Origin of the sequence: Mesorhizobium montanum, from assembly GCF_033977145.1 — a bacterium.
Taxonomy (GTDB): domain Bacteria; phylum Pseudomonadota; class Alphaproteobacteria; order Rhizobiales; family Rhizobiaceae; genus Mesorhizobium; species Mesorhizobium montanum.
Window position 1 is genome coordinate 17,737 of sequence record NZ_JAVIJF010000009.1, and the last position, 24,204, is coordinate 41,940.

The 24,204-nt window shown below is 63.2% G+C and carries 22 protein-coding genes; 9 read left to right on the top strand and 13 right to left on the bottom strand.

All coding sequences use genetic code 11. The annotated features are described in order from the left end of the window. Positions 1-27: 27 nt before the first annotated feature. Positions 28-801, top strand: a complete 774-nt coding sequence (locus RFM68_RS13815; RefSeq protein ID WP_320233533.1) for an NAD kinase — start codon at positions 28-30, stop codon at positions 799-801. 293 nt (positions 802-1,094) lie between these two features. Then, positions 1,095-2,636 (top strand): DEAD/DEAH box helicase, encoded by a 1,542-nt coding sequence (locus RFM68_RS13820; protein WP_320233534.1) that lies wholly within the window; start codon positions 1,095-1,097, stop codon positions 2,634-2,636. Positions 2,637-2,724: 88 nt separating this feature from the next. Here RFM68_RS13820 and RFM68_RS13825 read toward each other — a convergent pair whose 3' ends face one another. The 8 genes from RFM68_RS13825 to RFM68_RS13860 form a co-directional block, all read right to left on the bottom strand. Further along, complete coding sequence (locus tag RFM68_RS13825) at positions 2,725-3,333, bottom strand: hypothetical protein (RefSeq protein ID WP_320233535.1); 609 nt, start codon at positions 3,331-3,333, stop codon at positions 2,725-2,727. Positions 3,334-3,575: 242 nt separating this feature from the next. After that, positions 3,576-4,226, bottom strand: a complete 651-nt coding sequence (locus RFM68_RS13830; protein ID WP_320233536.1) for a YiaD family glycine zipper/OmpA-like lipoprotein — start codon at positions 4,224-4,226, stop codon at positions 3,576-3,578. Between the two features lie 144 nt (positions 4,227-4,370). After that, positions 4,371-4,739 (bottom strand): GFA family protein, encoded by a 369-nt coding sequence (locus RFM68_RS13835; RefSeq protein WP_320214026.1) that lies wholly within the window; start codon positions 4,737-4,739, stop codon positions 4,371-4,373. 153 nt (positions 4,740-4,892) lie between these two features. Further along, entirely contained in the window at positions 4,893-5,270 is a 378-nt protein-coding gene (locus RFM68_RS13840) for a hypothetical protein (protein ID WP_320233537.1), read from the bottom strand. 294 nt (positions 5,271-5,564) lie between these two features. Beyond that, complete coding sequence (locus RFM68_RS13845) at positions 5,565-5,969, bottom strand: GFA family protein (RefSeq protein WP_320233538.1); 405 nt, start codon at positions 5,967-5,969, stop codon at positions 5,565-5,567. Between the two features lie 30 nt (positions 5,970-5,999). Next, positions 6,000-7,131, bottom strand: a protein-coding gene (gene prfB / locus RFM68_RS13850; RefSeq protein WP_320233539.1) for a peptide chain release factor 2 whose coding sequence is annotated in 2 segments (ribosomal slippage) — positions 6,000-7,064 and positions 7,066-7,131 — 1,131 coding nt in all. Because the reading frame shifts where the segments join, the coding sequence is not laid out codon by codon here. A gap of 126 nt (positions 7,132-7,257) precedes the next feature. Continuing rightward, positions 7,258-9,714, bottom strand: a complete 2,457-nt coding sequence (locus RFM68_RS13855; protein ID WP_320233540.1) for a penicillin-binding protein 1A — start codon at positions 9,712-9,714, stop codon at positions 7,258-7,260. A 229-nt stretch (positions 9,715-9,943) separates the two neighbouring features. Further along, complete coding sequence (locus RFM68_RS13860) at positions 9,944-11,230, bottom strand: N-acetylmuramoyl-L-alanine amidase (RefSeq protein WP_320233541.1); 1,287 nt, start codon at positions 11,228-11,230, stop codon at positions 9,944-9,946. Positions 11,231-11,846: 616 nt separating this feature from the next. Here RFM68_RS13860 and RFM68_RS13865 point away from each other — a divergent pair. Further along, positions 11,847-14,777 carry an Rne/Rng family ribonuclease gene (locus tag RFM68_RS13865; protein ID WP_320233542.1) on the top strand — a complete coding sequence of 977 codons (2,931 nt, stop codon included), beginning with the start codon at positions 11,847-11,849 and terminating at the stop codon, positions 14,775-14,777. Between the two features lie 121 nt (positions 14,778-14,898). Here RFM68_RS13865 and RFM68_RS13870 read toward each other — a convergent pair whose 3' ends face one another. Then, the gene (locus RFM68_RS13870; RefSeq protein WP_320233543.1) at positions 14,899-15,828 is read right to left on the bottom strand and encodes a glutaminase; all 930 of its coding nucleotides are present in this window, start codon (positions 15,826-15,828) and stop codon (positions 14,899-14,901) included. A gap of 5 nt (positions 15,829-15,833) precedes the next feature. After that, positions 15,834-16,982, bottom strand: coding sequence for a pyridoxal phosphate-dependent aminotransferase (locus RFM68_RS13875; protein WP_320233544.1), 1,149 nt, complete (start codon positions 16,980-16,982; stop codon positions 15,834-15,836). Between the two features lie 186 nt (positions 16,983-17,168). Here RFM68_RS13875 and RFM68_RS13880 point away from each other — a divergent pair, with 186 nt between their 5' ends. The 6 genes from RFM68_RS13880 (at position 17,169) to aat (ending at position 22,516) form a co-directional block, all read left to right on the top strand. After that, on the top strand, positions 17,169-18,581 hold the full coding sequence (locus RFM68_RS13880; RefSeq protein WP_320233545.1) for a M48 family metalloprotease: 1,413 nt from the start codon (positions 17,169-17,171) through the stop codon (positions 18,579-18,581). A gap of 59 nt (positions 18,582-18,640) precedes the next feature. Then, on the top strand, positions 18,641-19,468 hold the full coding sequence (locus RFM68_RS13885; RefSeq protein ID WP_320233546.1) for a DsbA family protein: 828 nt from the start codon (positions 18,641-18,643) through the stop codon (positions 19,466-19,468). A 132-nt stretch (positions 19,469-19,600) separates the two neighbouring features. Further along, positions 19,601-20,035, top strand: coding sequence for a type II 3-dehydroquinate dehydratase (gene aroQ, locus RFM68_RS13890; protein ID WP_320233547.1), 435 nt, complete (start codon positions 19,601-19,603; stop codon positions 20,033-20,035). Between the two features lie 26 nt (positions 20,036-20,061). Then, on the top strand, positions 20,062-20,523 hold the full coding sequence (gene accB, locus RFM68_RS13895; RefSeq protein WP_320233548.1) for an acetyl-CoA carboxylase biotin carboxyl carrier protein: 462 nt from the start codon (positions 20,062-20,064) through the stop codon (positions 20,521-20,523). A gap of 19 nt (positions 20,524-20,542) precedes the next feature. Beyond that, the gene (gene accC, locus RFM68_RS13900) at positions 20,543-21,886 is read left to right on the top strand and encodes an acetyl-CoA carboxylase biotin carboxylase subunit (protein ID WP_320233549.1); all 1,344 of its coding nucleotides are present in this window, start codon (positions 20,543-20,545) and stop codon (positions 21,884-21,886) included. Between the two features lie 12 nt (positions 21,887-21,898). Next, positions 21,899-22,516 (top strand): leucyl/phenylalanyl-tRNA--protein transferase, encoded by a 618-nt coding sequence (gene aat / locus RFM68_RS13905; protein WP_320233550.1) that lies wholly within the window; start codon positions 21,899-21,901, stop codon positions 22,514-22,516. On the opposite strand, the gene RFM68_RS13910 is transcribed toward aat, so the two are convergent. The 3 genes from RFM68_RS13910 to RFM68_RS13920 all read right to left on the bottom strand — a co-directional run bounded on the left by RFM68_RS13910 (position 22,507) and on the right by RFM68_RS13920 (position 24,058). Then, the gene (locus RFM68_RS13910; RefSeq protein WP_320233743.1) at positions 22,507-22,893 is read right to left on the bottom strand and encodes a hypothetical protein; all 387 of its coding nucleotides are present in this window, start codon (positions 22,891-22,893) and stop codon (positions 22,507-22,509) included. The two genes, aat and RFM68_RS13910, sit on opposite strands and share 10 nt — an antisense overlap. Positions 22,894-22,956: 63 nt before the next feature. Next, positions 22,957-23,526 carry a DUF2155 domain-containing protein gene (locus RFM68_RS13915; RefSeq protein WP_320233551.1) on the bottom strand — a complete coding sequence of 190 codons (570 nt, stop codon included), beginning with the start codon at positions 23,524-23,526 and terminating at the stop codon, positions 22,957-22,959. A 133-nt stretch (positions 23,527-23,659) separates the two neighbouring features. Next, complete coding sequence (locus RFM68_RS13920; RefSeq protein ID WP_320233552.1) at positions 23,660-24,058, bottom strand: NADH:ubiquinone oxidoreductase subunit NDUFA12; 399 nt, start codon at positions 24,056-24,058, stop codon at positions 23,660-23,662. Positions 24,059-24,204 lie beyond the last annotated feature (146 nt).

Below are 24,204 nucleotides of genomic sequence, written 5' to 3' on the forward strand. Positions count from 1 at the left end.
CCTGCAGATGGTCGCCCTCCGGGAGCCATGAGCAAAGCCACCAGCCGTTTCGCCTTCGTCTCTTCCGACACCGATGATGCCCGCGCGGCACTGGAAAGCCTGTCGGCGCGCTATGGGCAGGTGCCTGTCGCGGAGGCCGAAATCATCATCGCGCTCGGCGGCGACGGATTTCTTCTGCAGACGCTGCGTGAGACGATGAGCACGGGCAAGAAGGTCTACGGCATGCACCGTGGCACCATCGGCTTCCTGATGAATGAATATCGCGCGGGCGGCCTCGATGAACGTATCGCCAACGCGGTCGCCGAGACGATCCGCCCGCTGGAAATGGTTGCCGAGACACATGACGGCGAAACGATTTCGGCGCCGGCGATCAATGAGGTGGCGCTGTGGCGCCAATCCTACCAGACGGCGAAGATCCGTATCACCGTCGACGGCCAGGTGCGGCTGGAGGAGCTGAACTGCGACGGCGTGATGATCGCGACGCCCGCCGGTTCCACCGCCTATAATCTGTCGGCACACGGGCCGATCCTGCCGCTCGATGCGCCGCTGCTGGCGCTGACGCCGGTCAGTCCGTTCCGACCGCGCCGCTGGCGCGGGGCGCTGTTGTCCAACAAGGCGACCGTACGCTTCGACATCCTGGAAGCCGAGAAGCGCCCGGTAAATGCCGCCGCCGACCATACCGAGGTCAAGGCGGTGGCCTCCATCACCGTGCGCGAATCGCCGACGGCGACGGCGACTTTGCTGTTCGATCCGAACCATTCCTGGAACGAACGCATCCTTGCCGAGCAATTCCGCTACTGAGCCGGCGCAACGATACTGTTTCGATTAATGCATGCCGCCCAAAAGTGCGCAGCGGTTTTAGGAAGACGATATGCATCAAACATGACTTAAGGCGCGTAGTCTGAATCCGTTTCGACGCGACGCGCTTTAAGCATCGCGATTAAGCTTACGTCTTCACAATCGCCAGATTTGCGCCCGTTTCTGTTGACAAATCGCGGACTTGCGCCTAACTGCAACCGCGATCTTGCAGGTGCGCGGCGCCTGCCGCAACACGTGTTGCGATTTTTCCCGAACCAGCCAAAGACAACAAACACTTGTCCTCAGACACCACGACCGCTCAAGAAGCGTTGACATTCACCGACCTCGGCCTTTCGCCGAAGGTGCTCTCCGCAGTCACCGATGCCGGCTACACCAAGCCGACCCCGATCCAGGCCGGCGCCATCCCGCATGCGCTGCTCGGCAAGGATGTGCTGGGCATCGCCCAGACCGGCACGGGCAAGACAGCTTCCTTCGTGCTGCCGATGCTGACGCGCCTGGAAAAAGGCCGCGCCCGCGCCCGCATGCCGCGCACGCTGATCCTCGAACCGACGCGTGAGCTGGCCGCGCAGGTCGAGGAAAACTTCATCAAATACGGCAAGAACCACAAGCTCAACATCGCGCTTCTGATCGGCGGCGTCTCCTTCGACGAGCAGGACAAGAAGCTCGAGCGTGGCGCCGATGTGCTGATCGCGACGCCCGGTCGCCTGCTCGACCACCGCGAGCGCGGCAAGCTCCTGCTCAACGGCGTCGAAATCCTCGTCATCGACGAGGCCGACCGCATGCTCGACATGGGCTTCATTCCCGACATCGAGCGCATCTGCGAGATGATCCCGTTCACCCGCCAGACACTGTTCTTCTCGGCGACGATGCCGCCGGAGATCACCAAGCTCACCGAGAAATTCCTGCACGCCCCGGTGCGCGTCGAGGTCTCCAAGGCCGCCTCCACCGCGACCAGCATCACGCAGCGGCTGGTGAAGTCCGGCAGAAAACCGTGGGAAAAGCGCGAGACGCTGCGCAATCTGATCAAGGCCGAAGACGCCGAGCTGAAGAACGCCATCATCTTCTGCAACCGCAAGGTCGAGGTGTCGGAGCTGTTCCGCTCGCTGCTCAAGCATGATTTCGACGCCGGCGCGCTGCATGGCGACATGGACCAGCGTGCGCGCATGCAGATGCTCGCCAATTTCCGCGACGGCAAGCTGCGCTATCTCGTTGCCTCGGACGTCGCCGCGCGCGGCCTCGACATTCCCGATGTCAGCCACGTCTTCAACTATGATGTGCCGATCCATGCCGAGGACTACGTCCACCGCATCGGCCGCACCGGACGCGCTGGACGCGCCGGCAAGTCCTTCACCATCACCACGCGTGCCGACACCAAATATGTCGACGCCATCGAGAGGCTGATCGGCAACAAGATCGAATGGCATGACGGCGACCTGTCGACCGTGACCGAAAGCGAGGGCGAGGAATCTCCGCGCCGTGGCCGCGGAGCGCCGCGTCGCGCCGGCCGCAAGGACGAGGACCGCAAGGACCGGGGCGAGCGCAAGAGGGACCGTCACGCCACGCGCGACGAGACGCCCGATGCCGCGCCCGTCGAGCAGCCGGTCGCCGAAGTGGCCGACATCGCCGAACGCCGCGCCCGCAAGGATGCGATCCGTTCCGAGAACGAGCGCAAGGGCCCGGGCAGCCGTCACGAGCAGCGCGGCGACGCCCGGCCGCAGCGCGACCGGCCCGGCCGCCATCGTCAGGAAGAAGACGACGGGACCGTAGGCTTCGGCGACGACGTGCCGGCCTTCATGCGGATCGTCGCGAAAGTCTGAAGTCGATTGCCCGGCATAGCCTGGAATGAACGGCCCCTAAGCGGGGCCGTTTCTTTTTTGCCGACGCTTCGCCGGAAAAGGCGATGTATCACATCGGCCCCGGCATCATCTTGGTCGGCTTCTCCAGCATCGGAAATTCGGCCTTGCTGCATTTTACGTTCGGATTCGTCGGGGTGAACATGCCGTTCGGATTGTCCCTGAACAGCCATGCATGCAGGTCGTAGTGGACGAACTCCCTCGGGATGAGAGGATAATGCCCCTCCATCGGCCCCATGAATTTCTGGCCAAACAGTGTCGGGGCCTCCTTGGTGTCCGGCGTCAGCGGCACCAGCCATTCCACGCCGACCAGTTTCAAGCCCTTTTTGGTCGGCTCGTAGATCAGGACGTTGGGCTTCATCGGGTCGAGCGGCCGGCCGATGCTCGGGACGTTGACGAAATGAATGCCCATGGCGCCCTTCGGATAGTACATCGCACCGTCTATCTTCTCGCCGCTATAGTGCACGCATCCGACGGTCGACAAATAGAGGTCGCGGACCGCGGCCGTGTAGTCCTCATATTTGGCCAGCGACTTCTTCAGGGCATCGATATCGGCCTTGTTGGCGTCTTCGGCCTGGGCCGCGACAGCGCCGAGCCAGGCTCCGAAAAGACCAGTCAAAACGAGGACGCCGCAGCGCCCGAGACGAGCTGTTCTTGTCATGTATTCCTCCCAGATTCCCTTGATCTGGCCGTGCAAGACCGGGGCGGCAGATGCTGATTGCGCGGCCGATTGACCACCCCATCCCTCTGGAACAGCAGAATGGTAGTCTCTTCCGTGGTTCTGGAAAAGTATCAATTAGGGCAAGCTAATGTCCTAAGACCTTCGACCCCTCCTTGGACGCACGCCAAATAAAAACGGCCCCGTGCGGGGCCGTTTTTGCCGTGTCGCTGCGCCCTTTTTTCTCAGGTGAGCGGCGACAGCTGGATTTCGACGCGGCGGTTCTGCTCGCGGCCGGTGGCTGTCGCATTGGATGCGATCGGGCGCGTCTTGCCGAAGCCGGTGACGGCGAAGCGGCGCTGATCGACGCCCTGGCCGGACAGGTAGTTGGCGACGGCGAGCGCACGACGCTGCGACAGATCGAAATTGTGCTGGTCGCCGCCGGTCGAATCGGTGTGGCCAAAGACGTCCACCGTGGTCTGGCGGAACTTCTTCAGCACCAGCGCGACCGAATTCAGCACCGGATAGAAGCCCGGCTTCACTGCGTCCTGGTCGACATTGAAGGTGATGTCGGACGGCATGTTGAGGATGATCTGGTCGCCGCTGCGCGTGACGCTGACGCCGGTGCCCTGCAATTGACGGCGAAGCTCGGCCTCGTTCTGGTCCATCGTCGCGCCGATCGCGCCGCCGGCCAGCGCGCCGATGCCGGCACCGATCAGGGCGTTGCGGCGGTCATTGCCGCCGGCGAGCAGGCCGAGGCTGGCGCCTGCCAGCGCCCCAAGGCCGGCACCGGCCGCCGTGTTGGAGATCTTCTGGTCGCCGGTATACGGATCGGTGGTGGTGCAGGCGCTCACCAGTACAGCCGTCGCCACGGCGACGAGCACAGTCTTTTTCATAAAGTGGTCCCTCTCGATTCACGGCCTTTGCGGCCGCGCCAAATCAGCCCTTCCGCGTGCCTTGTAGCATGAAATACGGCGAAAAGCGGAACGAGAAAAGCACCTGCAGCGGCTTTTCGCCGAGCCGGCAACCCAGCCGGCGGGCTACCAGAGGTTCTTGCCGTCGATGACCACAACCTCGACCTTGTCGAGATCGAAATCGTCGAACAGGCGGGAATTGACGCTGATCTTGGGATTGTCGAAATCGGGCTCGCCGGTCGACCAGTCCGGGGTCTCGGTGAAGGTGCCGCATCCGCAGGTGGCGCAGAAGCCGTGTTTGACCGTTCTCGAACCCCATTTGTAGAAGGTCACGTTTTCAGGCGGGCTGGTGAGCTTGAATTGCGACGGAACGTAGTAGGCCCAGAGCGACCCGCGCTTGGAGCAGAAGGAGCATGTGCATTGCGTCACGGTCTGCGGCGCTTCCGAAACCTCGAACGTCGTCGCCTTGCAGTGGCAGCTTCCTTTGATCGTCATCAAATCACCTCTCCGTTGTCCGCCGCCACGCCGGAATTCCCCTGGCGGCAGGGCAACATAAAGAAGCGATCCTGACAACTGTCTGCCGGCAGCTTCGGCAGATATCCTGCCGTGCTCGAAGTTCCTGCACGCTTCGCGTTTGCGTCGCGAAGTCTAGTAAGAAGGCGGCGGTACGAACAGGCAGATGGTCTTGCCTGCATCGAGCCCTGCCTGATGGGCGCACCAGTGGTACTCGCCATCAGGCGAGTTCTTGATGCGCTTGTCGGCATAAGCCACCACCTCGCCGGTGCCTTTTATGACGTAGCCTTCGGGCCGCTCGCTGATCGAAGATTGCGGCACCTCTTTGCAGTCGTAATTGGCGCAGCAGGCAAATGGGTAGCTCCAGCCCTGCGGCAACACCGCCGTGGGTTTGGCGTCGTGAGCAATGGCAGGCGCGCTCAGCACCGCGATCGCCCCTGTCGCGAACAGGGAAAACAAAAGTCGGCCAGCCGGTCGAACGGCTTGGGCCGATCTTGATTTGGCAGCAGACATCGAAGCATTCCTTTCGAGCATCAAGCGGTTTCGCTTGCCCGTTCCCGAAACGTATCTTCCCAGTGGCCGGATCGTCGGTCGCAGATATGCCGCATCCGGCCATAAATGCTTTTAACCCCAGCATAAAAGCTGAGCTGATTCCTTGGCCGGCGCAAGAAGTGAGCGCGCCTCGGAGCGCACCGGCTTCAGCATCGGCCAAAGAAAAGGGCGCGCGGCTTGCCTAATGAGAACCAGACGACAAGCCTGCGAGCAAGGTGCCTAAGAACGAAGTTCTGCTGACGGAGGTTCCCGCCGTCAGTCGTCGACATGTTCACGATATTGCGGCAGGTCGTCCGCAATCGTGAACCATGGCGCCTTGGAGCCGACGAAGATATGTGCAGTCGGGCGAATGCCTGGATCGTCCGTCAACGTTCCCATGGCGATATGGACGTGGGCACCCTCACGCACCAATGAATAGATGAGCGAACCGCATTGCCCGCAATGCGCGTCATGGCCGCTCTCCTCGCCGAAGATCAGCAACCTGTCGCCGCCCGCGGTGAGACGGAACTTGTCGCGCTCGATGCCGGCGAAGGATTTGAACGCCGAGCCCGTCGTGCGCCGGCAGTTCGAGCAATGGCAGTTCGCGGCGTAAACGAATTCGTCCGCTACCTCATAGCGGACGGCGCCGCAAAAGCATTTTCCCGCTAGTGTTCGAGACACCGGCTTCCTCCGCCCCTGTTAAGCGCAGCCCTAGTCGAGGTCCGCCACCGCTTCGCCCGCGCCGCCTTCGATGCGATGCGAGAGCGAGGCTTCCATGAACTCGTCGAGGTCGCCGTCGAGCACGCTCGACGGCGAGGTGCTTTCAACGCCGGTGCGCAAGTCCTTCACCAGCTGATAGGGCTGCAGCACGTAGGAACGGATCTGGTGGCCCCAGCCGATATCGCTCTTCGACGCCTCGGTGGCATTGGCGACCGCCTCGCGCTTCTTCAACTCTTCCTCGTAGAGTCGCGAGCGCAGCATCTCCCAAGCCTTGGCCTTGTTCTTGTGCTGTGAGCGCTCGGCCTGGCAGGCGACCGCGATGCCCGTTGCGATATGGGTGATGCGTACGGCCGAATCGGTGGTGTTGACGTGCTGGCCGCCCGAGCCGGAGGAGCGATAGGTGTCGATGCGGACGTCGGATTCGGAAACGTCGATCTCGATCGTGTCGTCGATGACCGGATAAACCCAGACGCTGGCGAAGGAGGTGTGCCGGCGCGCGTTGCTGTCATAGGGCGAAATGCGCACCAGACGGTGGACGCCGGATTCCGTCTTCATCCAGCCATAGGCATTGTGGCCCTTGATCAGCACGGTTGCGGATTTGATGCCCGCTTCTTCGCCGTCATGGACTTCCAGCACCTCGACCTTGAAGCGGCGGCGCTCGGCCCAGCGCGTGTACATGCGCAAGAGCATCGAGGCCCAGTCCTGGCTCTCTGTGCCGCCGGCGCCGGCATGGATTTCGAGATAGGTGTCGTTGGCGTCGGCTTCGCCCGAAAGCAGGGTCTCGACCTGGCGGGCCTTTGCCTCGCCCTGCATCGAGCGCAGCGCCGCCTCCGCTTCCGCGATGACGCCTTCGTCGCCCTCTTCCTCGCCGAGCTCGATCAAGCCGATATTGTCTTCCAGCGCCTGCGTCATTCCCTTGACGGCGGCAATGCCTTCTTCCAGCTCCTGGCGCTCCCGCATCAGCTTCTGCGCTTCGATCGGATCATTCCAGAGGCTGGAATCCTCGGCGCGCGAATTCAGGTACTCAAGCCGCTTTACAGCCGGATCCCAGTCAAAGATGCCTCCTCAGCAGGGTTATCGCCTGCCTGATCTCGTCGACAATGTTGAGCGTTTCCGCACGCATGGCTTTTCGTTCTGTCCTGTTCTTTCGGTCTTTGCGGGATAGGCGCGATACATAGGCACGCCGTCGCGGTCTGTAAAGCGAAATGGGCCGGCGCTAACTGCCGGCCCATTTCGAACCCTGGTAACGTCAGTAGAGGCCGCCGCCGCCGTCCTGGATGGCCTGGTTGGCTTGCGGCGACAGCCCTCCGCCGGAGCCGTTCGAGCCATCGGCGCCCATGCCGATCACCCAGTAGCTGTCGGCCGGACCGGTGCCGGGCTTGAAAGCCTCGATGATGGTGTTCGGATCGCCTTCGGCGGCGCGCATGCCGGTCTTGCGGTTGATGGCGATCAGCTTCATGCCGTCCGGAACCTGGAAGTCGGTGTTCGGCTTGCCGTCGAGCGCGATGCGCATGAAATCCTTGAAGATCGGGGCCGCCAGGCCGCCGCCGGTGGCGCCGTGGCCAAGGCCGCGCGGGGTGTCATAGCCCATATAGAGGCCGACGACGAGGTTCGGGGTGAAGCCGATGAACCAGGCGTCCTTCTCGTCGTTGGTCGTGCCGGTCTTGCCGGCGATGTGGCGGCCGAGCTCGCCGACGGTGGCGCCGGTGCCGCGCTGGACGACGCCCTCCATCATCGAGGTGATCTGGTAGGCCGTCATCGGGTCGAGCACCTGCTCGGAATTGTCGACCAGTTCCGGCTCAGGCTGGTTCTTCCAGTCGGTGGCGTTGCAGCCTTCGCAGCCGCGCTCGTCCTGCTTGAACACCGTCTTGCCGTAGCGGTCCTGGATACGGTCGATGAGCGACGGTTTGATCGACTTGCCGCCATTGGCCATGATCGAATAGGCCGACACCATGCGCATAACGGTGGTTTCGCCGGAACCCAGCGCCATCGGCAGGTAAGGTGCCAGATGATCGTAGACGCCGAAGCGCTCGGCATATTCGACGACCAGCTTCATGCCCATGTCGTTGGCGAGCCGCACCGTCATCAGGTTGCGCGACTTCTCGATGCCGGAACGCAAGGTGGCCGGGCCCGCGACCGTGCCGTCATAGTTCTTCGGCGTCCAGGTGGTGTTGCCGCTCTGGATGGTTATCGGGCCGTCCATGATCACCGAGGCCGGCGTATAGCCGTTGTCGAGCGCCGCCGAATAGACGATCGGCTTGAACGAGGAGCCGGGCTGGCGCATCGCCTGGGTCGCGCGGTTGAATTCGGACTGCGCGTATGAGAAGCCGCCGACCATGGCGAGCACGCGGCCGGTATGCGGGTCCATGGCGACGAGGCCGCCCTCGACCTCCGGCACCTGGCGCAGCATGTAGGTGTCGTCAGAGCCGTCATTCTTCTGCACGAAGACGACGTCGCCGGGCTCCAGCACGTCAGCCGGAGATTTCGCCCTGACGGACTTGCCGTTGACGAAGTGGCGCATGGCAAAGCCCATGTCGTCCTTGCTGACGGTGCCCTGGACGCGTTCCTTGACGAGATCGCCGGAGGCCTGGCGCGCCGGCTGCAGGCCGATAGTCAGGCCGGAAGCCGAGCTGTCGAGCACGACGGCAAGCGTCCATTCCGGCACGTCCTCGAGACCCTTCACATTGCCAAGCGGCACGCCCCAGTCTCCCGAGACGTCGATATGCTTCACCGGCCCGCGATAGCCGCGCAGCATGTCGTATTTGAGCAGGCCGTTCTGCAACGACTTGCGAGCGATAAGCTGAATGGACGGATCGAGCGTGGTGCGCACCGACAGGCCGCCCTCGTAGAGCGCGTTTTCGCCGTAGCGGGCGATGATCTGGCGGCGGACTTCCTCGGTGAAATATTCGCCGGCGAACAGATAGGAGCCGTTGCGGCGCGGCGTCACGCCGAGCGGCTCGGCCTTGGCCTTGTCGCCTTCCTCGCGCGTCACGTAGCCATTCTCGACCATCTGGTCGATGACCCAGTTGCGGCGCTCGATCGCGCGATCGGCATGCTTGAAGGGATGATAATTGTTCGGGCCCTTCGGCAGCGAGGCGAGATAGGCGGCCTCCGCGACCGTCAGTTCGTTGACCGACTTGTCGAAATAGGTGAGCGCCGCACCCGCGACGCCATAAGCGCCGAAGCCGAAGAAGATTTCGTTGAGATAAAGCTCGAGGATGCGGTCCTTGGAATAGGCCTGCTCGATGCGGAAGGCCAGGATCATCTCCTTGATCTTGCGCTCATAAGTCTGGTCCGAGGTGAGCAGGAAGTTCTTCGCCACCTGCTGGGTGATGGTCGAAGCGCCGACCTGGCGCCGACCCGAGCCAAGATTCTGCAGGTTGACGATGATGGCGCGGCCGAGGCCGGTGATGTCGATACCGGGGTGATTGTAGAAGTTCTTGTCCTCGGCCGACATGAAAGCGGCCTTGACGCGGTCGGGGATGGCCTGGATCGGCAGATAGAGACGCCGCTCGCGCGCATATTCGGCCATCAGCGAGCCATCCGAGGCGTGAATGCGCGTGGTTACCGGCGGCTCGTATTTGGCCAGCACCTCATAGTCGGGCAGGTCCTTCGCCACATGGCTGATATAGATTGCGACACCGGCAGCCACCAGCAGCGCCAGCGTCGTGCCGATGCCAAAGAAATAGCCGATGAGACGAATCATGCCCGCTCCAGTCCGAGGTTCGGGAATTTCCTAAACGAAGCCGACAGTCGCGCAAGCTTCCCGAGGCGGTCCCAATCCGCAATCACAGACCCATGTCGCGACCATGTGGACAAAATACGGCAGCGCGAAATTTGAGGACTCGGTTCCTTGATAATAACGCCGGGTGTTGTCGTCATGCAACGCTGCTTGTGGTTGTAGACGTCCGGCGGTTGTGAGCGGGTGCGGCCGCTCAGCCACCCGTCGCGGTTCCGGCCTTGGCCGCGGCAAACAGGGCAACGGCGTTGGATATGCTTTGCGCAGCCTTGCCGCGCCAGTCGGCATTGAGCAGTTGCGCTTCGTCCTTGGCGTTGGAGAGATAGCCAAGCTCGACCAGAACGGACGGCACGTCCGGAGCCTTGAGCACCCTGAAGCCGGCCGAGCGCTGCGGGTTGTTGATGAGGCCGACGCTGGTCGACAGCTGGCCGACCAGCGTGTGGGCGAAGCTCATCGAGAAACCATGGGTTTCACGGCGGATCAGGTCGATCAGGATGTCGGTGACTTCCTTGTTGTCGTCCTCGATCTTCATTCCGGCGAACTGGTCGGACAGGTTTTCTCGGTCGGCGAGCGCCTGGGCCTGCGGATCGGAGGCCTTGTCCGACAGCGTGTAGACGGTGGCGCCGCGAAGACCTTTGACGGCGATCGTATCGGCATGGATCGAGATCAGCAGATCGGCCTCGTGCTGGCGGGCGATGCGCACGCGCTCGTCGAGCGGCAGGTACACGTCGTCGTCGCGCGTCATGTAGACGTCGTATTTGCCGGTCGCGGCCAGCTTGTCGCGCAACTCCTTGGCAAAAGCGAGCGTGACGTCTTTCTCGACCGTGCCGGCGGAGCTTTCGGCGCCGCCGTCGACGCCACCATGGCCCGGGTCGATAACCAGCGTGAAGCGATGGCCGGGCGCCGAGATCGGACCGGTACCGACCCGTTCGCCCTTTTGGGTGGAAACCGTCGAACCGGTCGTCAGCGATTGGTTGGCCAGAGCGTCGTCGAACTCCCGCTCGGAAGCTGCCGAAATATCGATGGCGATGCGGTAGCCGCTGCCGTCGTCATTCTCGAGCACGTCGAACTTGTCGACGGTGAAGGGCCCCTTGCCGGTGAGGATCAGGCGCGACCCATGTCCCTGATCGCCATAGCGAACAGCCCGCACAAGGCCGCGCGGCTTGAGGTCCTTGGCATCAAGAGCGAACCGCGCGCGTGGCAGATCGACGACCAGCCGATTGGGGCCGCGCAGCAGGAACCATTTGACGTCCAGCTCGCGGTCGAAGTTCACGACGATGCGCATCCTGGTGGCGTCGCCGGCCATCTTGTAGCCGGTCGCGCCAAGGGGGGCGTCGGCGCGCGCGGCGGCCGTGAAACACAACAGGACCCCCAGCAGCAAGACGGCCCAGGCCACGCGCGGGAAATGCGCCGCGGCCCCAGCTCTCTTGTCTGCGATGCCTGCCAGTCCCATCTCTTTCCAGTCGCTCCCGGTTTGGCGCATTGCGCCCGGTCTTCTCGCAGAGTGCCTGTCAGGCCGCCAACTCGATTAACGATTGGTATTCAGAGAAGGTTAACCAAGCCTTTCATGGAGTGGACGAAGGCAACTTCCCCTGCGGAAGCGCTTTTTGCCGGCATCCGAAATCGGGGTTGCCTTCCATCCCGCCAAATCATAAAAGCGACGTTGGATCACTGCAATCCTGGAACCGCTCGCCTCAGCAGTTTCCTGCCATAGGTCGGATGCAAAGGCGGCTCCTTTACCCTTCCAGGCTCAGGTGGTCGCGACGATTTTCGTAGGCGTGCCCTCGTGGCGGGGGAATCGCTTGCGTGAGGAAAACGGCCGGGTTTACCCCGCGCCGGCTCTTTAGTGAGCAAACAAGCTGGTCCGGCTCTACCCGGGCTTTGGTTCAAAAGGTTCTGCTGGGTGCCGATGGCTTCAAGCGCAATCATGGAAAGGTCCGCATCAAACCGCGCCATATTGGCTGCGGGCGGCACCGCCATTGCGCTCAAGCGGCGGCCGGCGGACATTCAATTATCCGGCATGCACACACATACAGACGCACAGCGGCGGGCTCTGCCACGCCAGCTATGGCTGTCGGCTGCCGGCAGGAAACAAAATAATGCCCAACAAAATGCTGATAGACGCCTCCCACCCGGAGGAAACACGCGTTGTCGTCGTTCGCGGTAACCGCATTGAAGAATTCGACTTTGAATCTCAGGACAAGAAGCAGCTCAAAGGAAACATCTACCTCGCTCGGGTAACCCGGGTCGAACCTTCCCTCCAGGCGGCGTTTGTCGAATATGGCGGTAACCGTCACGGTTTTCTCGCCTTCAGTGAAATTCACCCCGACTACTACCAGATCCCGGTCGCCGACCGTCAGGCTCTGTTGCGCGCCGAAGCGCAGGAGGCCGAGGACGAAGACGACGAGGAGGCCGATAGCGGCGAAGAGCAGCAGGCGCGCGATCGCGGCGGCCGGCGCAACCGTCGGCGCGGCGGCAAGAACCGCGACCGCGGCGAGCACAGGCACGCTTCCTCGGGAAATGAGGAAAGCCCGACCGAGGCCGTAGCCGTTGACGAAACCGCCGCCGAGGTTGCCGGGAGCGATGAAGCCGGCGGCGAGACCGCCGATGCCCCGGCAGAGAATGCCGAAACAGTCTCCGAGGCCGTCGAGGCCGCATCGGAAACGGCTGAAGAACCCGGCGCCGAGACTGGCGACGACGACGCCACGGACGACGAGGATGGCAAGCCATCCGAAGGTGGCTCCACCTCGATTGCCGCGAGCGTCGAAGCCGATGTGATTTCCGAGGCGGTCCCTCAGGCGGATCAGCCCGAGCAGACCGGCGAGGCCGCCGCCAGCGACAACGATCGCGGCATGCTGGAGGATGTCTCGGCCTCGCATTCGGACGAGCACGAGGTCGAATCGGTCGGCGCCGAAGACGCGCTCGAGGAGATTCGCAACCGCCGCAAGCCGGTTCGCCGCCAGTACAAGATCCAGGAAGTCATCAAGCGCCGCCAGATCCTGCTGGTGCAGGTGGTCAAGGAAGAGCGCGGCAACAAGGGCGCGGCGCTCACCACCTATCTCTCGCTTGCCGGCCGGTACTCGGTGCTGATGCCGAACACGGCGCGCGGCGGCGGCATCTCGCGCAAGATCACCAACGCGCAGGACCGCAAGCGCCTGAAGGAGGTCGTGGCCGACCTCGAAGTCCCGCAGGGCATGGGCGTCATCCTGCGCACCGCCGGCGAAAGCCGCACCAAGGCGGAGATCAAGCGCGACTACGAATATCTGATGCGGCTTTGGGAAAACGTCCGCAACCTGACGCTCCAATCGTCCGCCCCGGCCCTGGTCTATGAAGAAGGCAGCCTGATCAAGCGCTCGGTGCGCGACCTCTACAACAAGGATATCGACGAAATCCTGGTCTCCGGCGAAGACGGCTACCGCGAGGCCAAGGACTTCATGCGCATGCTGATGCCGAGCCACGCCAAGGTGGTTCAGCCGTTCCGCGACACCACGCCGATTTTCGTGCGCAACGGCATCGAGGCGCAACTCGACCGCATGCTGCAGCCGCAGGTGACGCTGAAGAGCGGCGGCTACATCATCATCAACCAGACCGAGGCGCTGGTTTCGATCGACGTCAATTCCGGCCGCTCCACCAAGGAGCATTCGATCGAGGAGACCGCACTCCACACCAATCTGGAAGCGGCCGAGGAAGTCGCGCGCCAGTTGCGGCTGCGCGATCTTGCCGGCCTCATCGTCATCGACTTCATCGACATGGAAGAGAACCGCAACAACCGCTCCGTCGAGAAGCGGTTGAAGGATCACCTCAAGAACGACCGCGCCCGTATCCAGGTCGGCCGCATCTCGCATTTCGGCCTGATGGAAATGTCGCGCCAGCGCATCCGCGCCAGCGTGCTGGAATCGACCATGAAGCCCTGCCCGCATTGCGGCGGCACCGGCCATGTGCGCTCCGATTCCTCCGTGGCGCTGATGGTCGTGCGGGCGATCGAGGAATTCCTGCTTAAGGATTCGCGCAGCCACATCATCGTGCGCACGCCCGCCGCGACCGCGCTTTATGTGCTCAACCACAAGCGCGCGAACCTGGTGGAGCTGGAAGCCCGCTTCGGCCTGACGATCACGATCGAGTCTGATGAAACGCTCGGCACCCAGCACTACGCGATCTTCCGCAGCGCCGTTGCCGAAAAGCCGGAGGGTTTTGTCGAGGTGCGCAGTCTGCCGGCTTATGTCGAGCCGGAGGAGCCCGAGGACGAGATCGTCGTCGAGGAGGAAGAGGAAGTTTCGGTCCAGGTCGAACAGCCGCGCCACCCGCAGCAGGGCCAGCAGCAGCGGTCCGAGGACGGCGAAGGCCGGGATCGCAAGCGCCGCAAGCGCCGGCGGCGGCGTGGCGGCAGGGATCGCGACCGCGAGCAAAATGGAGATGCCGCGGCTGCATCGACGGAAGCTGGCGAAGCCGATGACGATGCAACGGAACAGGCCGCCGAGGAGGTGACCGCCAGCGGCGAGGTCGTGGTGGCCGCTGCCGACGACGGTTCCGGCAAGAAGCGCCGGCGCGGGAAGCGCGGCGGCAAGCGCAACCGCCATGATGACGAAGCTTCCGAGGCGGTTGCCGGCGAAGCTGGCGGCGACATCGAGGGTGAAGCAGCGCAAGGCGAGGACGCTGTCATTGCGCCATCAGCCGCCACCCCTGCTGAAGAACCTGCCGCTCCGGCGGCGGCTAATGACGATGCCGAGGCAGTCGAGAAGCCGAAGAAGCCCCGCCGTTCGAGAGCAAAAAAAGTTGCCGAGGAAGCCGTGGCCGAGACGGTGTCCGAACCTGTGGCGGAAGCCCAGGCCGCGCCCGTGGCCGCCGAGCCGGAGCCGGCGGCGGCCGTTGCCGAGGCGGAGCCGGCCGCCAATGCACGTCCGGCGCGGCGCAAGCCGCAGTCGATCGATGCGCCGGTTGTTCCCGTCGTGTCGTCGACTGTAAGCGACGAGGCAAAGACGGAAGACAAGCCGAAGCGCGCCGGCTGGTGGCAGCGCAAGGGTTTTTTCTAAATCTTTCAGATCGTTAGACTGACCTTTTAAAAGAATCCCGCGCCGCATCCGGCGCGGGATTTTTCATTTCGCCGGCAGCCTTCAACGCAAAAACCGCTGCGCACTTTTCCTGGAATTGCTTTTAAGGCGCGAAGATCGACCAGTTCATCATCCGGGCGAGCTTCTCCAAGGCGATGGAGCCTAGCTTTGAGTTTCCGTTCTCATTGAGGCCGGGCGACCACGCGGCAAGCGAAGCCACTCCGGGCACGATGCCGAGAATGCCGCCGCCGACACCGCTTTTGCCGGGGATGCCAACACGGAAGGCGAAATCGCCGGAACCGTCATAGTGGCCGCAGGTCAGCATCAGGGCGCCGATGCGGCGTGCCCGCTCGGCCGACACGACCGAATGCCCGGTCGCCGGGTTCATGCCGCCGTTGGCGAGGAAGCGGCCCGCCATGGCAAGCTGGCGGCAGTTCATGGCAATCGCGCAATGGTGGAAATAGACACCCAGCGCGAGTTCCGGCGCATGATGGAGATTACCGAAGGATTTCATGTAGTTGGCCAGGGCGAAATTGCGATAGCCGGTGGCCCGCTCGGATGCCGCCACGTCGCGGTCGATGATGATCGTCTCGTCATCGGCGAGGAACTGGATGAAACGCAGGATTTCGCCGATCGCCTCGCGCGGCTGATGGCCGGCGAGCAGGACGTCGGAGACGACGATGGCGCCGGCATTGATGAACGGATTGCGCGGGATGCCGTTCTCGTGCTCGAGCTGGACGATCGAGTTGAACGGATTGCCGGACGGCTCGCGGCCGACGCGATGCCAGAGCGCATCGCCGACCTTGCCGAGCGCGAGCGTCAGCGTGAAGACTTTCGACACGCTCTGGATCGAAAAGGGTTGATCCGCATCGCCGGCAAGGATGACGCGACCGTCATTGGCGACGGCGGCGATGCCGAATTTCTTCGGATCGACCTTACCGAGTTGCGGGATGTAGGTTGCCACCTCGCCGCGGTCTGTGCGCTCCGCCATTTCGGCGGCCACTTCCGCCAATGCTTGCTCGAGTTCCGGCATGGCTTCTATTTCAGCCAGCGTTCGATGCGCGCCAGCGCCTCGACCATGTCGTCATGGCTGCCGGCATAGGAAAAGCGCATGGTGCGGTGCCCCTGCAGCGGGTCGAAATCGCGGCCGGGCGTCGCCGCGACATGCGCCTCGGCAAGCATTTTGCGCGCAAAAGCCATGCTGTCATTGGTATGGCGAGTGACGTCGCAGAAGGCGTAGAAGGCGCCGTCCATCGGTGCGGCGAGCGCGAAGCCGAGCTCCGGCAGACGTTTCATCAGAAGGTCGCGGTTCCAGGCATAACGCGCCTTCACCGTTTCCAGCTCCTCGGTCGCCTTGAACGCCTCGATCGCCGCGATTTGGGACAATTCCGGCGGCGAGATGTAGAGGCTCTGGGCGACGCGCTCGACCGGCCGCACCAGTTCTTCCGGCAGCACCATCCAGCCGATGCGCCAGCCGGTCATGCAATAATATTTCGAGAAGGAGTTGATCACCGTCACGCCGGCGCCATGCGCCAGAGCGGTGACATCCGGTGCCGTATAGGCCAGCCTGTGGTAGATTTCGTCCGAGATCACGGCGATGCCGAGTTCCTCGGCCGTCTTCACCAGCGCCGCAAGTTCAGCCGCCGGAATCACCGCGCCGGTCGGATTGGCGGGGCTGGCGAAAAGCACGCCCTTCAGCGGCTTCTCGCAATGCGCGGTTTTCAGGTGCTCGGCATGCATGTAGGCATCCGAACCGAGCTCGATCTCGACGATCTCGATGCCTAGCGCGGCCATGATGTTGCGGTAGGCGGGATAGCCGGGTGCGGCGATGGCGACGCGGTCGCCCGGATCGAACATTGCCAGGAAAGCGAGGTTGAAGGCGGCCGACGAGCCGGTCGTGACGGCAATGCGCGACGGCGCGATGTCGATCCCGTAATGCTCGCCATAATGCGCCGCGATCGCCTTGCGCAGATCGGCCAGACCCAGAGCGTCGGTATAGCCGATGCGGCCATGTCTCAGAGCCGCCGCCGCCGCTTGTCGGACACCGGCCGGCGCCGGATCCGACGGCTGGCCGACCGCCATCGAAACCACGGGCACGCCGGTAGCCTTCAGCCGGTTGGCTTCGGCCAGGATGTCCATGGCGTGGAACGGCTCGACTTCCCCCCGGCGCGAAAGCGAAACGACCATTTGACCTCTTCCAACTGCCTTATTCGGAGAAATTCCGGACGCAAGCCATTCCTGACTTGCCCTTGAACTGCCCTAGTTAAAGGACAGCGCCGCACAAATGCCCGATTGATGTGGAGACCACAAGCGCGCAGGAAGTTACCGGCGCCGACTTTTCATCTTTCGCCCGCTCGTCTACCAGTGGACCTTATGTTGAGCCGACCCCGACCATTTATTGGCGAATCGACCTCCCTCGGCCGAACCGCGCGCGGCTTTGCGACGCTTCTGCTTGCCGCCGCCGTCGCCGTCTCAAGCTCGGTCAGCGCCTTCGCGCAGAACGTGCCGGTGGTGCGCGACGCCGAGATCGAGGCGCTGGTGCGCGACTATGCCCGGCCGATCTTCAAGGCGGCGGGGCTTGCCAATGACGGCATCGACATCGTTCTGGTCAACGATCAGAGTTTCAACGCCTTCGTCACCGGACGGCGCCTGTTCATCAACACCGGCGCGCTGGTAACCGCCGAAACGCCCAACGAGATCATCGGCGTCATCGCGCACGAGGCCGGCCATATTGCCGGCGGACACCAGCAGAAATTGCGCGACCAGCTCGACCGCGCCAAGACCATGGCCATCATCGCCACGCTGCTTGGCGCCGGCGCCATGGTCGCCGGCGCCACTACCAACAGCAAGGGCCTGGCAGGTGCCGGCATGGGCGTCGCCGCCGGCGGCGGCGAGATGGCGCAGCGCTCAATCCTTGCCTATCAGCGCACCGAAGAGATCACCGCCGACCGCTCGGCGATCACCTATCTGAACGGCACCGGCCAGTCCGGCATGGGCATGCTCAAGACCTTCGGCCGCTTCCAGAGCGCGCTGTCGCTGGCCGGCACCCAGGTCGACCCCTACCGGATCAGCCATCCGATGCCGCAGGAGCGCATCGCCAACCTCGAAGTGCTCGTCAAGCAAAGCCCCTTCGTCGACAATGTCGACCCGCCGGCGCTGCAGCAGCGGCATGACATGATGCGCATCAAGATCGCCGCCTATATGCAGGGCCAGGCGGCCGTTGCGCGGCTGATGCGCAAGAACCCGACCAGCCTCGCCTCACGCTATGGCGACGCGCAGCAGACCTATCTCTATGGCAATCCGGGCGCCGCGCTGACCAAGACGGCGGCGTTGATCAAGGAGCAGCCGAAGAACCCCTATTTCCAGGAGTTGCGCGGCGACATCCTGATGAAGGCCAACAAGCCGCAGGATGCGGCGGAAGCCTATGCCAAGGCGGCCAGCCTCGATCCCGCGCGCTCCGGACTGCTGTTGGTCTCTCTCGGCCAGGCGCTGATGGCGGTCGGCACGTCCGATTCGCTGAAGAAAGCGGTCACCCAGCTCAACAACGGCGTCGGGCGGGACAAGGAAAATTCCGAAGCCTATCGCTTTCTGGCGCAGGCCTATGGCGAACAGGGTGATATCCCGGCCGCCGACCTCGCCACCGCCGAGGGTCATTACTATGCGGGCGACTACAAGAACGCGAAGATCTTCGCCATGCGTGCTCAACAGAAATTGAAGCGCGGCGAACCCCGCTGGGTCCGCGCTCAGGATATTATAAACTACACGCCATCGAACAAACTCAAATGAACCTCCCGGACGTCGGCGACGACCAAGGCGGACCGGAACAGGCAAAAGGAACGACGATCATGAACAAGGCAATCCTGCTTGGCACTGCTGGCGGTCTGGCGGTGGCGCTCGGCATGTTGGCCTTCGGCTTCGTGGCGGGAAGCCCGCAGGCGGCGAAGGCCGACACCGTGCAAGTGGCTCAGGTCACGTCCTCGACCGACATCAAGTCCTCCGCCGACACCAAGATCGATCGCAAGGAAGTCGAAGGCATCATCCGCGATTATCTCTTGAAGAATCCGGAAGTTCTGCTCGAGGTGCAGGACGCGCTCGAGGCCAAGCAGAAAGAAGAGCAGCGGCTCGCCGCGCTCGGCGTCATCAAGAATTCCAAGGCCGAGATCTTCAACTCCACCTTCGACGGCGTCGTCGGCAATCCGCAGGGCAAGGTCACGATCGTCGAGTTCTACGACTACAATTGCGGCTTCTGCAAACGCGCCATCGAAGACATGAAGGCACTGACTAAATCCGACCCGGACCTGCGCTTCGTGCTCAAGGAATTCCCGATCCTCAGCCCGGATTCGCAGAAGGCCAGCGTCGTTTCCATGGCGTTCCATTTGATGAAGCCGGAGAAATACGGCGAGTTCCACACCGCGCTGCTCGGCGGCCAGGGCCGCGCCACCGAAGCGACCGCGATCAAGGTGGCGCTTTCGCTCGGCGCCGATGAAGCGACGCTGCGCGAGAAGATGAAGGATCCCCGTATCGCCGAAACGCTCTCGCGCACCTATGACCTTGCGACGAAACTGTCGATCACCGGCACGCCGTCCTATGTGGTCGGCAACGAGGTGATCTTCGGAGCGCTCGGCCAACAGGTCCTGGCGGAAAAGATCGAGGAGGCAAAGAGCGCGCTTTAAGCGCCCGCGGGTGCAAAAGCCGGCCGCTGTGGACAGCGAAAGAACGCACTTGCGCTCTTTTCGCGGGCGGTTATGCCCATTATAGAGGCCCAGTGCGCCGGCTTGGGGTCGGCGTAGAACAAGGTCGGCATATTGAAAACGATTTTCGTCCTCAACGGTCCCAATCTCAATGCGCTCGGCAAGCGCGAGCCGGGGATATATGGCGGCAAGACGCTTGCGGCCATCGCCGAAGACTGCAAGGCGGCCGGCGCCACGCTCGGGCTCGAGATCGATTTTCGCCAGTCCAATCATGAGGGCGACCTGGTCGACTGGATCCAGGAAGCCGGCGACAAGGCGGCAGGCATCGTCATCAACCCCGGCGCCTACAGCCACACTTCGATCGCCATCCACGACGCCATCCGCGCCGTAGCACCCCTGCCCGTCGCGGAGGTCCATCTTTCCAACATCCACGCGCGGGAGCCCTTCCGCCACGTCTCCATGGTCTCGCCGGTCGCTGTCGGCATGATCTGCGGGTTCGGGCCGCTCGGCTACACGCTCGCGCTGCAGGCATTGGCGGCACGCCTGTGACCGGCCCCCAAACAGAAGGCTCGAAAATGTCGATAAAAAAGACCGGTGTTGACCAGCAGCTGATCCGCGATCTGGCGGGCATTCTGAACGACACCAACCTGACCGAGATCCAGGTTGAACTCGGCGATCTCAAGGTGCGCGTCTCGCGTCAGGCGCAGGCCATGCATGCGGTTGCCGCACCGCTCGCGGTTGCGGCCCCGGTGGCGGCCGCAGCGGCGCAGGCGGCGTCTGCGGCAGCGTCGGCCGACCTGTCCAAGAACGCCGTGCCTTCGCCGATGGTCGGCACGGCCTATCTGGCGCCCTCGCCCGATGCCAAGCCGTTCGTCGAGATCGGCCAGAAGGTGAAGGAAGGCCAGACGCTGCTCATCATCGAAGCGATGAAGACGATGAACCAGATCCCCTCGCCGCGCGCCGGCACGGTGACGGCGATCCTCATCGAGGATGCCCAGCCGGTCGAATACGGAATGCCGCTGGTGGTCCTTGAGTAGAGCCGGGAACAGCCAGGAGATGTTCCAGAAAATCCTCATCGCCAATCGCGGCGAAATCGCTCTGAGGGTGCTGCGCGCCTGCAAGGAGCTCGGCATCCAGACCGTGGTGGTCCATTCGACGGCGGATTCGGACGCCATGCATGTGCGGCTTGCCGACGAAAGCGTCTGCATCGGCCCGCCGCCCTCGCGCGAAAGCTATCTCAACATCCACCAGATCGTCGCCGCCTGCGAGATCACCGGCGCCGACGCCGTGCATCCGGGCTACGGCTTCCTGTCGGAAAACGCCAAGTTCGCCGACATCCTCGCCGCCCACAACATCACCTTCATCGGCCCGTCGGGTGACCATATCCGCATCATGGGCGACAAGATCGAGGCCAAGCGCACGGCAAAGCGGCTCGGCATCCCCGTCGTGCCCGGCTCCGACGGGGCGATCAACGACGACAAGGAAGCCAAGCGCGTCGCCGCCGAGATCGGCTACCCGGTGATCATCAAGGCCTCCGCCGGCGGCGGTGGCCGCGGCATGAAGGTGGCGCGCACCGAAGCCGATCTCGAGATCGCGTTGCAGACCGCGAAATCGGAAGCCGGCGCGGCTTTCGGCGATGACGCCGTCTATATCGAGAAGTTCCTGGAGAAGCCGCGCCATATCGAGGTGCAGGTGTTCGGCGACGGCGCCGGCCGCGGCGTGCATTTCGGCGAGCGCGACTGCTCGCTGCAGCGTCGTCACCAGAAGGTCTGGGAGGAAGCCAATTCCCCAGCGCTCAATGCCGAGGAGCGTTCGCGCATCGGCGGCATCTGCGCCACGGCGATTGCCGATCTCGGCTATTCGGGCGCCGGCACGATCGAATTCCTCTATGAGAATGGCGAGTTCTATTTCATCGAGATGAACACGCGCCTGCAGGTCGAGCATCCGGTGACCGAGGCGATCACCGGCATCGACCTCGTGCATGAGCAGATCCGCGTCGCTTCGGGCGGCGGGCTGTCGGTCAGGCAGGAAGACATCAAGTTCAACGGCCACGCCATCGAGTGCCGCATCAACGCCGAGGACCCGCGCACCTTCATGCCCTCGCCCGGCACGATCACGCATTTCCACACGCCGGGCGGCCTCGGCATCCGCGTCGATTCCGGCGTCTATTCCGGCTACAGGATCCCGCCCTATTACGACAGCCTGATCGGCAAGCTCATCGTGCATGGCCGCAACCGCGTCGAATGCATGATGCGGTTGCGCCGCGCGCTCGACGAGTTCGTCGTCGACGGCATCAAGACGACGCTGCCGCTGTTTCGGGACCTTGTCGGCAATCCCGACATCGCCAACGGCGACTACGACATCCACTGGCTGGAAAAATACCTGGCCAAGGGTGAGTAGCACGGGGATGCGATGACCCGCCCCTACGCGCCAGGCTATCGCATACCGACCGACCTGTTGTTGAGGGCCTACGCCTCGGGCGTCTTCCCGATGGCCGAGAGCGCCAATGACCCGGAAGTGTTCTGGGTGCGGCCGGAAACGCGCGGCATCATTCCGCTGGACGGATTCCACACGCCGCGCAGCCTGAAGAAGACGGTCCGCAAGCACCCGTTCGACATCCGCTACGACTTCGATTTCGAGGCAACGATCGACGGCTGCGCCGAAAAGCGCGATGAGCGCCGCTCGACCTGGATCAACGCGCCGATCCGCGAAGCCTATGTCGAGCTCTATCGCCTGGGCCATTGCCATTCGGTCGAAGCGTGGCGCGAGGACCGGCTGGTCGGCGGCCTCTATGGCGTCTCGCTCGGACGCGTGTTCTTCGGCGAAAGCATGTTCGCCAGGGAGACAGATGCTTCGAAGACCTGTCTCTACTATCTCGTCGAACGGCTGAAGGCGCGCGGCTTCGCGCTGCTCGACACGCAGTTCACCACCGAACACCTCAAGCGCTTCGGCGCCGTCGACGTGCCGCGTGGCCAGTATGAAAAGCTGCTGGCCGAGGCGCTGAAGGGCGAGGCCGTCTTCTACCCTTGAGCCTCAGTCTCTAACGGCGTCTGCGCATGGAACATCATCTTCCAGCCGTCGGCGCGATGGACATAGCCGGTGCTGACCAATGCCGCGTAAGGCTCGCCGTCTTCGCGCGTTGCATGAGCCTCATAGGTCAGCATGACGATGTCGCTGCCGGGTTCGACCATGCCCTTCAGCTTGATGTCAAGGTCGCGCCACTTATTGGGCTTGGTTGCGGTCCTGGCAAGATCGGCATTGGTCATGGCCTGGGCCATCCGCGGAAACGCGACAAGGCACTCCACGTCCGCGTTGGCCTCATAGTAAGCGCTATCCCCGATCCAGAACCCTCTCTCCAGATCGAGGAGCTCTTCCTTGTTGGCGGTAATCGGCCTGCTCTTGGCCATCATCGAGCTCTCCTCGGCGTCCGCTATCCAGAAACGGGTAGCGAAAAGGAGGGTTCCGAAAAATCAGTTCGAATCGGTCGTGCCGTCCGGGTCCGGCGTCGCGTCGGCAGGTGCGGCTTCTGCCGGCGGGGTTGCGGTTGCCTTCGGTTTGGCAGCCTCCGTCTTCGGCTTGGCCGTATCGGCCTTGGCCGCGGTCGGCGGCGGCACATCGGACTTCTGCTTGCAGCCCTTGAGCCAGACGTCATAGACGGCGTGCTCGACGGCGTTGAGGCCGGGGCTTTCGGCAAACATCCAGCCGGTGAAGATGCGGCGGATCTTGCGGTCAAGCGTGATCTCGTCGACCTCGACGAAGGAATCGGTCTTGGGCTGTTCCGTATCCGGCCGCGAATAGCAGACGCGAGGCGTCACCTGCAAAGCGCCGAACTGCACGGTCTCGTCTACATAGACATCGAAGGTGATGATGCGGCCGGTGATTTTGTCGATGCCGGCGAACTCGGCCACCGGATTGGTGATGCGGTCGGAGGCCGCAGGTGCTGCGGCCGGCGCCTGCGCGGCGGCGAAGACCGCCGTCGGGGCAACCAGAATGGACGTCGCCGCGATCAGCGCCTTTGAAATTTGGCCAAAAGATCTCATGCAAAATACCGGTGGTTGTGCCCGGGTGATTCTTCAGAGCCCAAGGCTAATCATGGCTGCGCAGTCGGCAAGCAGCTAAATGCCAATTGTGGCGATAAAGGACCGAAGCGGCGCCTTAGATTACGATCCGGGATTACGATCCCGGCGTCCAGGCGTCATAATCGCCGGTCACCTGCGGGCGATGCTGGTTGGTCAGGATCGAACCCTTCGGCCGATAGGCCGACGGTGTCCCGGTTGGATTCGCCTGATGCGGCTTCTGCCATTCGCGCGGCTTGTAGCTCTCACTGGCGGGAGCTGTGTCGACGCGGTGGTGGATCCAGCCATGCCAACCCGGCGGGATCTTCGAGGCTTCCGAATAGTCGCGATAGATGACCCAGCGACGGGTGCGGCCTTCCGAATCGATGCCGCCCTCGTAATAGACGTTGCCGGCTTCGTCCTCGCCGACCTTCTTGCCGAAGCGCCAGGTGTGGAAGCGGGTGCCGAGCGTCTGGCTGTTCCACCAGGTGAAAAACTGCAGCAGGAAAGTTTTCATCCAGATCCTCACGGCGGCAGCGGCTGCGCCTTTATCCTGCTTATGGCGTTCCGCCACCGCGAAGGCAAGGGTTTTGCCATGGCGTGAGTATAAACGCTTCGTGCGCTAAATCGATACAACCGTGCTGCCGGCGACAGCGCGGCTTG

Excerpts from the sequence above, each read along its gene's own strand:
- accB (WP_320233548.1), top strand. The coding sequence starts at position 20,062 with ATGTCGATAAAAAAGACCGGTGTTGACCAGCAGCTGATCCGCGATCTG.
- RFM68_RS13875 (WP_320233544.1), bottom strand. The coding sequence starts at position 16,982 with ATGGTCGTTTCGCTTTCGCGCCGGGGGGAAGTCGAGCCGTTCCACGCC.
- RFM68_RS13855 (WP_320233540.1), bottom strand. The coding sequence starts at position 9,714 with ATGATTCGTCTCATCGGCTATTTCTTTGGCATCGGCACGACGCTGGCG.
- RFM68_RS13835 (WP_320214026.1), bottom strand. The coding sequence starts at position 4,739 with ATGACGATCAAAGGAAGCTGCCACTGCAAGGCGACGACGTTCGAGGTT.
- RFM68_RS13910 (WP_320233743.1), bottom strand. The coding sequence starts at position 22,893 with ATGGCCAAGAGCAGGCCGATTACCGCCAACAAGGAAGAGCTCCTCGAT.
- RFM68_RS13865 (WP_320233542.1), top strand. The coding sequence starts at position 11,847 with ATGCCCAACAAAATGCTGATAGACGCCTCCCACCCGGAGGAAACACGC.
- RFM68_RS13840 (WP_320233537.1), bottom strand. The coding sequence starts at position 5,270 with ATGTCTGCTGCCAAATCAAGATCGGCCCAAGCCGTTCGACCGGCTGGC.
- RFM68_RS13880 (WP_320233545.1), top strand. The coding sequence starts at position 17,169 with ATGTTGAGCCGACCCCGACCATTTATTGGCGAATCGACCTCCCTCGGC.
- RFM68_RS13825 (WP_320233535.1), bottom strand. The coding sequence starts at position 3,333 with ATGACAAGAACAGCTCGTCTCGGGCGCTGCGGCGTCCTCGTTTTGACT.
- RFM68_RS13885 (WP_320233546.1), top strand. The coding sequence starts at position 18,641 with ATGAACAAGGCAATCCTGCTTGGCACTGCTGGCGGTCTGGCGGTGGCG.
- accC (WP_320233549.1), top strand. The coding sequence starts at position 20,543 with ATGTTCCAGAAAATCCTCATCGCCAATCGCGGCGAAATCGCTCTGAGG.
- RFM68_RS13920 (WP_320233552.1), bottom strand. The coding sequence starts at position 24,058 with ATGAAAACTTTCCTGCTGCAGTTTTTCACCTGGTGGAACAGCCAGACG.
- RFM68_RS13860 (WP_320233541.1), bottom strand. The coding sequence starts at position 11,230 with ATGCGCCAAACCGGGAGCGACTGGAAAGAGATGGGACTGGCAGGCATC.
- RFM68_RS13830 (WP_320233536.1), bottom strand. The coding sequence starts at position 4,226 with ATGAAAAAGACTGTGCTCGTCGCCGTGGCGACGGCTGTACTGGTGAGC.
- RFM68_RS13870 (WP_320233543.1), bottom strand. The coding sequence starts at position 15,828 with ATGCCGGAACTCGAGCAAGCATTGGCGGAAGTGGCCGCCGAAATGGCG.
- RFM68_RS13915 (WP_320233551.1), bottom strand. The coding sequence starts at position 23,526 with ATGAGATCTTTTGGCCAAATTTCAAAGGCGCTGATCGCGGCGACGTCC.
- RFM68_RS13815 (WP_320233533.1), top strand. The coding sequence starts at position 28 with ATGAGCAAAGCCACCAGCCGTTTCGCCTTCGTCTCTTCCGACACCGAT.
- aat (WP_320233550.1), top strand. The coding sequence starts at position 21,899 with ATGACCCGCCCCTACGCGCCAGGCTATCGCATACCGACCGACCTGTTG.